This window comes from Streptomyces sp. NPDC029169, from assembly GCF_055563935.1.
Genome location: NZ_JBVHXA010000009.1, coordinates 104,405 through 115,053 on the forward strand (window position 1 = coordinate 104,405; position 10,649 = coordinate 115,053).

The 10,649-nt window shown below is 71.7% G+C and carries 12 protein-coding genes; 6 read left to right on the forward strand and 6 right to left on the reverse strand.

Annotated features, from left to right (window positions below; translation table 11 throughout):
• Positions 1 to 6 precede the first annotated feature (6 nt).
• Both ACZ4VI_RS18910 and ACZ4VI_RS18915 read left to right on the forward strand, forming a co-directional pair.
• On the forward strand, positions 7 to 1,143 hold the full coding sequence (locus ACZ4VI_RS18910; protein ID WP_468000475.1) for an XdhC family protein: 1,137 nt from the start codon (positions 7 to 9) through the stop codon (positions 1,141 to 1,143).
• 107 nt (positions 1,144 to 1,250) lie between these two features.
• Complete coding sequence (locus ACZ4VI_RS18915; RefSeq protein ID WP_468000477.1) at positions 1,251 to 2,453, forward strand: glycoside hydrolase family 6 protein; 1,203 nt, start codon at positions 1,251 to 1,253, stop codon at positions 2,451 to 2,453.
• Here the strand turns inward: ACZ4VI_RS18915 and ACZ4VI_RS18920 are convergent.
• From ACZ4VI_RS18920 to ACZ4VI_RS18930, 3 genes are all read right to left on the reverse strand, one after another.
• Complete coding sequence (locus ACZ4VI_RS18920; RefSeq protein ID WP_468000478.1) at positions 2,450 to 2,695, reverse strand: hypothetical protein; 246 nt, start codon at positions 2,693 to 2,695, stop codon at positions 2,450 to 2,452. The two genes, ACZ4VI_RS18915 and ACZ4VI_RS18920, sit on opposite strands and share 4 nt — an antisense overlap.
• Positions 2,692 to 3,315, reverse strand: coding sequence for a TNT domain-containing protein (locus ACZ4VI_RS18925; RefSeq protein ID WP_468000752.1), 624 nt, complete (start codon positions 3,313 to 3,315; stop codon positions 2,692 to 2,694). The genes ACZ4VI_RS18920 and ACZ4VI_RS18925 overlap by 4 nt, the downstream gene beginning before the upstream one ends.
• A 159-nt stretch (positions 3,316 to 3,474) precedes the next feature.
• The gene (locus ACZ4VI_RS18930; RefSeq protein WP_468000480.1) at positions 3,475 to 4,080 is read right to left on the reverse strand and encodes a TetR/AcrR family transcriptional regulator; all 606 of its coding nucleotides are present in this window, start codon (positions 4,078 to 4,080) and stop codon (positions 3,475 to 3,477) included.
• A 125-nt stretch (positions 4,081 to 4,205) separates the two neighbouring features.
• On the opposite strand from ACZ4VI_RS18930, the gene ACZ4VI_RS18935 reads away from it, so the two are divergent.
• The 4 genes from ACZ4VI_RS18935 (at position 4,206) to ACZ4VI_RS18950 (ending at position 7,499) form a co-directional block, all read left to right on the forward strand.
• A complete protein-coding gene (locus ACZ4VI_RS18935; protein ID WP_468000481.1) occupies positions 4,206 to 5,360 on the forward strand; it encodes an acyl-CoA dehydrogenase family protein in 1,155 nt (384 codons plus the stop codon).
• A 60-nt stretch (positions 5,361 to 5,420) separates the two neighbouring features.
• Positions 5,421 to 6,182 (forward strand): SDR family NAD(P)-dependent oxidoreductase, encoded by a 762-nt coding sequence (locus ACZ4VI_RS18940; protein WP_468000483.1) that lies wholly within the window; start codon positions 5,421 to 5,423, stop codon positions 6,180 to 6,182.
• Positions 6,183 to 6,273: 91 nt separating this feature from the next.
• Positions 6,274 to 6,978, forward strand: a complete 705-nt coding sequence (locus ACZ4VI_RS18945) for a TetR family transcriptional regulator (protein WP_468000485.1) — start codon at positions 6,274 to 6,276, stop codon at positions 6,976 to 6,978.
• Between the two features lie 122 nt (positions 6,979 to 7,100).
• Positions 7,101 to 7,499 (forward strand): Zn-ribbon domain-containing OB-fold protein, encoded by a 399-nt coding sequence (locus tag ACZ4VI_RS18950; RefSeq protein WP_468000487.1) that lies wholly within the window; start codon positions 7,101 to 7,103, stop codon positions 7,497 to 7,499.
• Positions 7,500 to 7,569: 70 nt separating this feature from the next.
• Here ACZ4VI_RS18950 and ACZ4VI_RS18955 read toward each other — a convergent pair whose 3' ends face one another.
• From ACZ4VI_RS18955 to ACZ4VI_RS18965, 3 genes are read right to left on the reverse strand one after another with little or no spacing between them, the layout of a single operon-like run.
• On the reverse strand, positions 7,570 to 8,526 hold the full coding sequence (locus ACZ4VI_RS18955; protein WP_468000489.1) for an electron transfer flavoprotein subunit alpha/FixB family protein: 957 nt from the start codon (positions 8,524 to 8,526) through the stop codon (positions 7,570 to 7,572).
• Between the two features lie 33 nt (positions 8,527 to 8,559).
• Positions 8,560 to 9,345 (reverse strand): electron transfer flavoprotein subunit beta/FixA family protein, encoded by a 786-nt coding sequence (locus tag ACZ4VI_RS18960; RefSeq protein WP_468000491.1) that lies wholly within the window; start codon positions 9,343 to 9,345, stop codon positions 8,560 to 8,562.
• Between the two features lie 28 nt (positions 9,346 to 9,373).
• Complete coding sequence (locus ACZ4VI_RS18965; RefSeq protein WP_468000492.1) at positions 9,374 to 10,525, reverse strand: acyl-CoA dehydrogenase family protein; 1,152 nt, start codon at positions 10,523 to 10,525, stop codon at positions 9,374 to 9,376.
• Between the last annotated feature and the right edge of the window lie 124 nt (positions 10,526 to 10,649).

Below are 10,649 nucleotides of genomic sequence, written 5' to 3' on the forward strand. Positions count from 1 at the left end.
TTCGAGATGCTGGACATCGCCGAAGAGCTGCACCGGTGGGTCGAGCAGGGACGCGACTTCGCCGTCGCCACGGTCGTGGCGGTCGGCGGGAGCGCGCCCCGGCAGCCGGGCGCCGCGCTCGCCGTCGACAGCGGCGGCACGGCGATCGGATCGGTCTCCGGTGGGTGTGTGGAGGGTGCGGTCTACGAGCTGTGCCAACAGGCCCTCGAGGACGGCAAGACCGTCGTCGAGCGCTTCGGATACAGCGACGAGGACGCCTTCGCGGTAGGTCTGACCTGCGGCGGAGTCATCGACATCCTCGTCACGCCGGTACGCGGCGGGGTCTTCCCCGCCGCCCTGGCGGCGGCGGCCGTCAGGGAGCCGGCGGCCCTGGCACGGATCACCGAAGGACCCGAGGACCTGATGGGGCGGGCGCTGCTCGTCCGCCCCGACGGTTCGTACGAGGGTGGCCTCGGCGGCCATCCCGAGCTGGACCGCACCGCGGCCGGCGAGGCCCAGGCCATGCTGGACGCGGGCCGCACCGGCACCGTCGAGATCGGCGAGGACGGCAGCCGCTGCGGACAGCCGCTCACCCTCCTCGTCGAGTCCTCCGTGCCCGCCCCGCGCATGATCGTCTTCGGCGCCATCGACTTCGCGTCCGCCCTCGTGAGGGTCGGCAAGTTCCTCGGCTACCACGTCACCGTCTGCGACGCCCGTCCCGTCTTCGCGACCGCGGCCCGCTTCCCCGAGGCCGACGAGATCGTCGTCGACTGGCCCCACCGCTACCTGGAGACCACCGAGGTGGACTCCAGGACCGTGCTGTGCGTCCTCACCCACGACGCCAAGTTCGACGTCCCGCTCCTCGAGGCGGCCCTGAGACTGCCCGTCGCCTACGTCGGCGCGATGGGCTCCCGCCGTACCCACGAGGACCGCAACAAGCGCCTGCGCGAGGTCGGCGTCACCGAACTCGAACTCGCCCGCCTGCGCTCGCCGATAGGCCTCGACCTCGGCGCCCGTACCCCGGAGGAGACCGCCCTCTCCATCGCCGCCGAGATCGTCGCCAACCGCCGCGGCGGCAGCGGCGTCTCCCTCACCGGCGCGCACACCCCGATCCACCACGACGGACCGCGCGCGCCCGACGGACGGATAGGTTCCGTCGCGTAACGAGCGGGCGGGCACCAGCCATTCGGCTCATTGACGCGTACGGAGCGGGGGAGCGACGCTCGCGGGAGCGCTCCCGTCGCCCGGGACGTGCCGAGAGGACGTCTTCCATGCGCCACCGCTCCACCGCCGTGCCCTCCGCGCGGATCCTGGTACTCGCCTCCCTCGCCCTCGCTCTGCCGGCCGCCGCCCTGCTGCCGACGACGGCCGGCGGCGCCCCGCCCGCGCCCGTCCGCTTCCACACCCCCGCCGCCAACCCGGACGCGCTCGCCCAACAGCGCGAGCTCGTGGCGCGCGGCGAGGAGAGCGCCGCGGCCGGGCTGCTCGCCATGGTCCGTACCCCGCACGCCGTCTGGTTGGAGGGGACCTCCGAGGAGGCCGAACGCGATGCGCGCGAGGTCACGGAGGCGGCCGCCCGCGAGGGGACCGTGCCGGTCCTCGTGCTCTACAACGTGCCGGGGCGGGACTGTTCCCAGTACTCCGCCGGCGGGGCCGCCACCGAAGCCGCCTACACCGCCTGGGCCGACGCCGTCGCCCGGGGGATCGGCAGTCGCCGGGCGCTCGTCGTCCTTGAGCCGGACGGGATCGCCCTCCTGCCCTCCGAATGTGGTCAGGACGACCCCGAGGGGACACGTACAGCTTCCCGCTACGCCGCGATCCGGCACGCCGTCGACACCCTCGAACCACTCGCCGGTACCGCTGTCTACATCGACGCGGGGAACCCGGGCTGGCACTCCGCGGGCACCCTTGTCCCTCGCCTGGTGAAGGCCGGTGTCGACCGCGCGACCGGCTTCGCCGTCAACGTCTCGAACTACTACTCCGACGCCGACAGCGCCTGGTACGGCACCCTCGTCTCCGGCTGCCTCGCCCACGCCGCCCGGGCCGGCGACCCCGCCGACTGCCCCGACCGGACCTGGAGCCGCGCCGACGCCGACGCGTGGCTGACCACCCACGCCGCAGCCACCGCCGACCGCGCCCACTTCGTCACGGACACCAGCCGCGCCGGCCGCGGCCCCTGGACCCCGAAGCCCGGCGCCCACCCCGACCCGCAGGAGTGGTGCAACCCGCCCGGCCGCGGCCTCGGCCCCCGGCCCACGGCCGCGACCGGCGACCCGCTCCACGACGCCCGGCTGTGGATCAAGGTCCCGGGGGAGTCCGACGGCCGCTGTCTGCGCGGTACGGCCGGCCCCGAGGACCCCGAGCGCGGGACGGTCGACCCGCAGGCCGGCGACTGGTTCCCGGCCCAGGCGCTGGAACTCGTACGGCTCGCCGACCCGCCGATCCTGCCCGGCCCGACCGGCGACGAGTCCTAGACCGGGTCCCCGATCAGCGCCCGGAAGTGGGCGCAGGCCTCCGCCTCTTCGGCGTGCGTGGCGACCGGCTCGTACGCACCGCGCTCGTAGATCCCCGTCTCCCACCCCTGCCCGCCGGGTGCCGTCCGCAGATAGACGAAGTCCGGCGGGGTGGGCGCCGGTTCGTGGACGCCCTCGATCCAGTAGTGGCCCTCGGGCACCCCGGCCGCGCGGAGTGCCCGGGCCAGTTCGGAACGGTTCACGTGGTGACGGGCTTGAGGTAGCCGTTGTCCAGCAGCCACTTCACGTTCAGGCGCTGCCCGTCGCCCGGGTTCAGGAACGCCGGGTCGAGCTTGATCTGGCGGCCGCCGCCCGGCTGCTCGAACCAGGGGGCGATCCCGCCCTCCCAGACGGTGAACTCCTTGGTCACCTCGTAGAGGTGGTAGTCGCAGGGGAAGGCCGCGTCGCGGGTGTTCAGGTTCTGCGGGGGCAGCGCGCGCTTGGCGTACAGGTCGCCGGCCGGGGCGAGGTAGGAGCCGTACTCCGAGCCGAAGCGGTCCAGGCGCTCGCCCTCCTCCAGGGTGTCGGGCGCCTTGTCGATCTCGCCGTTGACCTCGGCGAAGCCGTCGTTCGGCGGGTACTTCCAGCTGCCGGTGTCGGCCGGGCCCTCCCAGTACTTCTTCAGGAAGTCCGCCGAGGACAGCTTGCCGGTGCGGTGGTAGTGACGGAGCAGCGGGCCCACCGGGGCCTGCTTCTTCTTCGGCAGGTACTTCGGGCCGAGCCGCTTGTCGCCCTCGAACTCGCCGGTGCACGGTGCGGGCGGCGCCTCCACCGGCGCCGCCTGCGCGGCGGGGGCGGTCGCGAGCGCGGCGGTGACGCCCATCGCGGCGAGTACGGCACGGATCCTCAGGTCGGTACGGCTGCGCTCCACGCGGGTTCTCCCTGTGTCGTGGCGAATCGATGCGCCGCACACAGTAGTGGATCATCTGCGCAGAGTGACGGGGCGACGGCCGGTATCGGCCATGTGCCCGAGCGCGCCGGTTCAGCTCTTGCGCAGGCCGTTCAGGAGCAGCTCGGCCAGCTGCTCGTACGCCTCCGCGTCCGCGAGCCCCGTCGCCGCGGCGACCTGCCGCTGCTGGATGCGGACCATGACCGAGGCGATGACGTCGGCCGCGAAGGTCACGTGCACCTCGCGGAAGGCGCCCGCGCGCACGCCCTCCTCGATCAGCTGCTGCACCCGCCCGGCCGCCGCGCGGGTGTTGCGCTCGTAGACCTCGGCGGCCGGTTCGAAGGCGGCGACGTCGTCGAAGAACTGCGGGGAGACCGGGGCCAGTTCCGCCGCGACGGCCCGCAGATAGGCGGCCAGTCGCTCCGCCGGCTCCTGCTCCGCCGCGAGTACCGCCTCGACGCGCGTGGTCGCGCGCCGGAAGAAGTGGACCACGGCCGCCCGGACGAGCTGCTCCTTGCTGTCCGCCAGGCCGTAGAGCGTGCGCTTGGAGCAGCGCAGCCGGGCCGCGAGATCGTCCAGGGTCAGCTGGGCGAAGCCCTCGCCGACCAGGAGGGCCACCAGCTCCTCGAACAGGGCGGACCGGCGGGCCGCGCCGCGGCCCGTCAGCTTGGGAGCGCCGGCGGCGGGAGTGTCGATCACTTGAACAGTATGCAGGTCGACCCGTTCGGGGGGTTACGGCGGAACTCTTCTGCGCTACGCTCAACGGTACTGCCGTACCACCCGCAGTACCGTTTCAACCGGTGCTGAGCGTCACTGGAGTCGCCATGGATGTCGACCGCCTGCTTCCCACCCCCGAGGCAGCGGACCTCATCGCCCTCACGCGGGAGATCGCCGACAAGGAGCTCTCTTCCCGCGTGGACGAGCACGAGGCCGCCGAGAAGTACCCCGAAGGTCTGTTCACCACCCTCGGCCGGGCCGGACTGCTCGGCCTCGCCTACCCCGAGGAGTTCGGCGGCGGAGGCCAGCCGTACGAGGTGTACCTCCAGGTCCTGGAGGAGCTGGCGGCGCGCTGGGCGGCCGTCGCCGTCGCGACCAGCGTCCACACGCTCGCCTGTCACCCCCTGCACACCTTCGGCACCCAGGAGCAGAAGGAGCGCTGGCTCCCGGCGATGCTCGCCGGCGAGACCATCGGTGGCTACAGCCTCTCCGAGCCCCAGGCGGGCTCCGACGCCGCCGCCCTGTCCTGCAAGGCCGAGCGCACCGACGACGGCCCGAACGGTGCCGCGTACCGGATCACCGGCAACAAGGCCTGGATCACCCACGGCGGCAAGGCCGGCTTCTACACCCTCTTCGCCCGCACCGCCCCCGGCAGCCACGGCATCTCCTGCTTCCTCGCCCCTGGCCGGACCGAGGGCCTCACCTTCGGCCTGCCCGAGCGGAAGATGGGCCTCCAGGCCGTCCCCACCACCTCCGCCCACTGGGACGGCGCGCTCATCGACGCCGACCGGCTCATCGGCGACGAGGGCCAGGGCCTCCAGATCGCGTTCAGCGCGCTCGACTCCGGCCGCCTCGGCATCGCCGCCTGCGCCACCGGCCTCGCCCAGGCCGCGCTCGACGCCGCCGTCGACTACGCCAACGAACGCACCACCTTCGGCCGGAAGATCGTCGACCACCAGGGCCTCGGCTTCCTGCTCGCCGACATGGCCGCCGCCGTCGACTCCGCCCGCGCCACTTACCTCGACGCGGCCCGCCGCCGCGATCTCGGCCGTCCCTTCAGCCGCCAGGCCAGCGTGGCCAAGCTGACCGCCACGGACGCGGCCATGAAGGTGACCACGGACGCCGTCCAGGTCCTCGGCGGGTACGGCTACACCCGCGACTTCCCGGTCGAGCGCTACATGCGCGAGGCCAAGATCATGCAGATCTTCGAGGGCACGAACCAGATCCAGCGGCTCGTCATCAGCCGTGGCCTGGCCCGCTGACACCCTCCCTTCTGCCGACTGTTCCAGCTGACTGTTCCCGCTGACGTTTCGAGGAGTTCCATGGACATCGCCGGCTCCGCCGCGCTCGTCACCGGCGCCGCATCCGGTCTCGGCGCCGCCACCGCCGCCGCTCTCGCCGCCCGGGGCGCCACCGTCTACGGCCTGGACCTGGACAAGGCCGTCGCCGCGGCCGGGCCGCTGCCCGAGGGGGTCATCCTGTTCGCGGCCGACGTCACCGAGGAGGCGCCGGTCCGCGAGGCGCTCGCCAGGATCGAGGCCGACGGCGCGGAGCTGCGGCTCGCCGTCAACTGCGCGGGCATCGCCCCCTCCGCCCGCGTCCTGGGCCGCAAGGGCCCGCACGACCTCGACCTGTTCCGTACCGTCCTGAACGTCAACCTGCTGGGAACGTTCAACGTGATGCGGCTGGCCGCCGAGGTCATCGCCCGTCAGGAGCCGGACGAGAGCGGCCAGCGCGGTCTCGTGGTCAACACCGCGTCGATCGCCGCCTTCGAGGGCCAGGTGGGGCAGATCGCGTACGCCGCCTCCAAGGCGGGCGTCGCCGGCATGACCGTCACGGCCGCCCGCGACCTCGCCCAGTTCGGCATCCGGGTCGTCACCATCGCGCCCGGCATCGTCGACACCCCGATGATGGCCGGATTCAGCGAGGAGGTCCGCGAGGGGCTCGCCGCGAGCGTCACCTTCCCGCAGCGCCTGGCCCGCCCCGACGAGTACGCCCGGCTCGTCACGATGGTCGCCGAGCACGACTACCTCAACGGGGAGACGATCCGGATGGACGGCGCCCTGAGGATGGCGGCCCGCTGAGCCGCGTAACGTCACGTCGGAGAGCACTTGGTGCCGGTCCAGGATGGCACCAAGTGCCGCGTTCCCGCCCGCCGGATGTTAGGTTCGGGCCATGGGAACAGCGTCGACGAACTCCGTGAAGCCCGCGATGCGGGACTCCCTCATCGCCGCGGCCTTCCAGCTCTTCCTGGAGCGCGGGTACGAGCAGACCACCGTCGACGACATCGTCACCCTCGCCGGGGTCGGCCGGCGCTCCTTCTTCCGGTACTTCCCGTCGAAGGAGGACGTGGTCTTCCCCGACCACGAGCAGAGCCTCGCCGACATGACCGAGTTCCTCGCCGCGAGCGCCGACACCGACGACCCGCTGGTCCGGGTCTGCGACGCCACCCGCCTGGTCATGCGGATGTACGCCGAGAACCCCACCTTCTCCGTCCAGCGCTACCGCCTCACCCGCGAGGTGACGGGCCTGCGGACGTACGAACTCTCGGTCGTCTGGCGGTACGAGAAGACGCTCGGCGACTACCTGCGGACCCGCTACGCCGACCGGCGCGACGGCACCCTGCGGGCCAACGTGGTCGCCGCCTCCGTGGTCGCCGCGCACAACCACGCGCTGCGCCACTGGCTGCGCTCGGGCGGCGAGGGCGATCCGCTGGCCGAGGTGGACCGGGCCCTGGAGTTCGTCCGGGACACGTGGGGTGAGGACGGCGTCCGCGGAGAAGAGGCCGCCGAGGAGGACGTGGTCGTGGTGATCACCAAGCGGTCCACCCCGATGTGGCGGGTGGTACGCGAGGTGGAGTCGAGCCTCGGCGAAGGCTGAGGGATCACTGAGGGATCTCAGTATCTTCGATTGAGGGAACTGAGGTCTTTATTTCATGGCACTCAGTGCCATATCTTGTTCTCCATGCACGGTCGAGCCGCCGAGTGCAAGGAGAACGCATCGTGTTCCATACCGGGTCCATGGGACTGAGGAACGGGAGCACCGCCGTCCGGACCGAGGAATCGGCCGCGGACGCCGAGCTCTACTACCAGGTCTGCCGCTGGTGCCACACCACGGCCTTCCAGCGCCTGCTCTGTCCGACCTGCGGGTCGACCGACCTCGCGCCCGAACGCAGCGAGGGCGAGGGCGTGATCTCCGTCCGCCGTGGGGTCGCTGCGGCCGACAACGATCTGTGGCCGGTGCACATGGCCGAGGGCTTCGTCGTCCGGTGCCGGGTCGACGGACCGCCGCACGCGGTGCGCCCCGGCGTACGCGTCAGGATCTCCTCCCACGGCGCGGTCTCCGGGCACCAGCCGGTCGTCCGGCTCTGCGAAGAGGTCCCGCTCGACGGCTGGATCTGAGCCGCACGCGACGAAACCGGCCCGGTGGCACAGAGTGCCACCGGGCCGGTTTGCTTTCGGGGCGCGAAACCTACCGCGCGCCGATCTCGTCCGTCAGCTGCGGCAGCACCTCGAAGAGGTCGCCGACCACGCCGTAGTCCACCAGGTCGAAGATCGGGGCCTCGGCGTCCTTGTTGACGGCCACGATCGTCTTCGACGTCTGCATGCCCGCCCGGTGCTGGATCGCGCCGGAGATGCCCGCCGCGATGTACAGCTGCGGCGAGACCTGCTTGCCGGTCTGGCCGACCTGGTTGGAGTGCGGGTACCAGCCGGCGTCGACCGCGGCGCGCGAGGCGCCGACCGCCGCGCCGAGCGAGTCCGCGAGCTTCTCGACGACCGCGAAGCCCTCGGCCGCGCCGACACCGCGGCCGCCGGAGACCACGATCGCGGACTCGGTCAGCTCGGGGCGGCCGGTGGAGACGCGCGGGGTGCGCGAGACGACCGTGGCGGCGTTGCCGGTGAAGGCGACGGTGACGTTCTCGACCGTACCGGCGGCCGGGGAGGCCTCCGGGGCGGCGGAGTTGGGCTTGACGGTGATGACCGGCACACCGTGCGAGACCCGCGACTTCACCTGGTACGAGGCGGCGAAGACGGACTGGGTCGCGACCGGGCCCTCGTCGCCGGCCTCCAGCTCCACGGCGTCGGTGATCAGACCGGAGCCGAGGCGCAGCGCGACGCGCGCGGCGACCTCCTTGCCCTCGCCCGACGACGTCACGAGAACGGCCGCGACGCCCTTGTCCTTCGCGATCTGGGTCAGCGCGTCGACCTTCGGCACGACGAGCTGCTCGGTGAACTCGGCGCCGTCCGCGACGTACACGGTGGCCGCGCCGTACTCCCCGGCGGTGGCGGCGATCGACGCCGCGGCCTCGCCGGCGCCGAGCACGACGGCCGTCGGCTCGCCGATCCGGCGGGCCAGGGTGAGCAGTTCGAGCGCCGGCTTGCGGACCGCACCGTCGGCGTGGTCCACGAGAACCAGGATCTCAGCCATGATTCCTTGCTCCTGAACGATAGTGACGGTGGGTCAGATGAACTTCTGGGCGGACAGGAACGCGGCGAGCTGCTTGCCGCCGTCGCCCTCGTCGGTGACGATCGTGCCCGCGGTACGCGCCGGGCGCGCGGCGGCCGACTCGACCAGGGTCCAGGACCCGGCGAGACCGACCTCGTCGGCGTCGATGCCGAGGTCGTCCAGGTCGAGCTCCTCGACCGGCTTCTTCTTGGCGGCCATGATCCCCTTGAAGGAGGGGTAACGGGCCTCGCCGGACTGGTCGGTGACCGAGACGACGGCGGGCAGCGGGGCCTCGAGGAGCTCGGTGGCGGCGTCGCCGTCCCGGCGGCCCTTGACAAGTCCGCCCTCTACCGAGACCTCGGAGAGCAGGGTGACCTGGGGGAGGGAGAGCCGCTCGGCGAGGAGCGCCGGCAGCACGGCCATCGTGCCGTCGGTCGACGCCATGCCGCAGATGACCAGGTCGAAACCGGTCTTCTCCAGGGCCTTGGCGAGGATCGCGGAGGTGCCGATCACGTCGGTGCCGTGGATGTCCTCGTCGTTGACGTGGACGGCCTTGTCGGCACCCATCGACAGCGCCTTGCGCAGCGCGTCCTTGGCGTCGTCCGGGCCGACGGTGACGACGGTGACCTCGGCGTCGTCGGACTCCTCGGAAATCCGCAGCGCCTGCTCGACGGCGTACTCGTCGAGCTCCGAGAGGAGACCGTCGACCTCGTCACGGTCGACCGTCAGATCGTCGGCGAAACCGCGGTCGCCGGTGGCGTCGGGTACGTACTTCACACAGACAGCGATCCTCAGGGTCACGGCCTGGCTCCTTTCAAGTGACAGACGATTACGGGAGGTTGCGGGCCATGACGATGCGCTGGACCTGGTTGGTGCCTTCGTAGATCTGGGTGATCTTGGCGTCGCGCATCATGCGCTCGACGGGGTAGTCGCGGGTGTAGCCGTAGCCGCCGAGGAGCTGGACGGCGTCGGTGGTGACCTCCATGGCGACGTCGGAGGCGAAGCACTTGGCCGCGGCGCCGAAGAAGGTCAGGTCGCTGTCGACGCGCTCGGACTTGGCGGCGGCGGCGTAGGTGAGCTGGCGGGCGGCCTCGAGCTTCATGGCCATGTCGGCGAGCATGAACTGCACGCCCTGGAAGTCGGCGATCGGCTTGCCGAACTGCTTGCGCTCCTTCACGTAGCCCTTGGCGTAGTCCAGGGCGCCCTGGGCGATGCCGAGGGCCTGGGCGGCGATGGTGATCCGGGTGTGGTCCAGGGTCTTCATCGCGGTGGCGAAGCCGGTGCCCTCCGCGCCGATCATCCGGTCGGCGGGGATGCGGACGTTGTCGAGGTAGACCTCGCGGGTCGGGGAGCCCTTGATGCCCAGCTTCTTCTCCGGCGCGCCGAAGGAGACGCCCTCGTCGCCCTTCTCCACGACGAACGCGGAGATGCCCTTGGAGCGCTTGTCGGGGTCGGTGACGGCCATCACCGTGTAGAACTCCGACACCCCGGCGTTGGTGATCCACCGCTTCACACCGTTGAGCACCCAGAAGTCGCCGTCGCGGACCGCACGGGTCTTCATCCCCGCCGCGTCCGAGCCGGCGTCGGGCTCGGACAGGCAGTACGAGAACATCGCATCGCCCTTGGCCAGCGGACCGAGGTACTTCTGCTTCAGCTCCTCAGAGCCGGACAGGATCACCGGCAGCGAGCCGAGCTTGTTCACCGCCGGGATCAGGGAGGAACTGCCGCACGCCCGGGCGACCTCCTCGATCACGATCACGGTTGCAAGCGCGTCCGCGCCCGCGCCGCCGTAGGACTCCGGCACGTGCACCGCGTGCAGGTCCGCCGCGACCAGCGCGTCCAGCGCCTCCTGCGGGAACCGGGCCTCCTCGTCGACGGCCGCCGCGAACGGCGTGATCTTCGCCTCCGCCAGCGCACGGACCGTCTCCCGGAGCATCTCGTGCTCCTCGGACAGGCGATACAGGTCGAAGTCCTTGCCCATGATGGTGAGCTCCCCTAAGGCTTGTGGCACTGAGTACCCTCAGCAAAACACACTCAGTGCCATGAATGCCAGTGGCCAGGTCGAGTGGCGGAAACGCACACCCCTTGACGCTCGGCGACCGCCC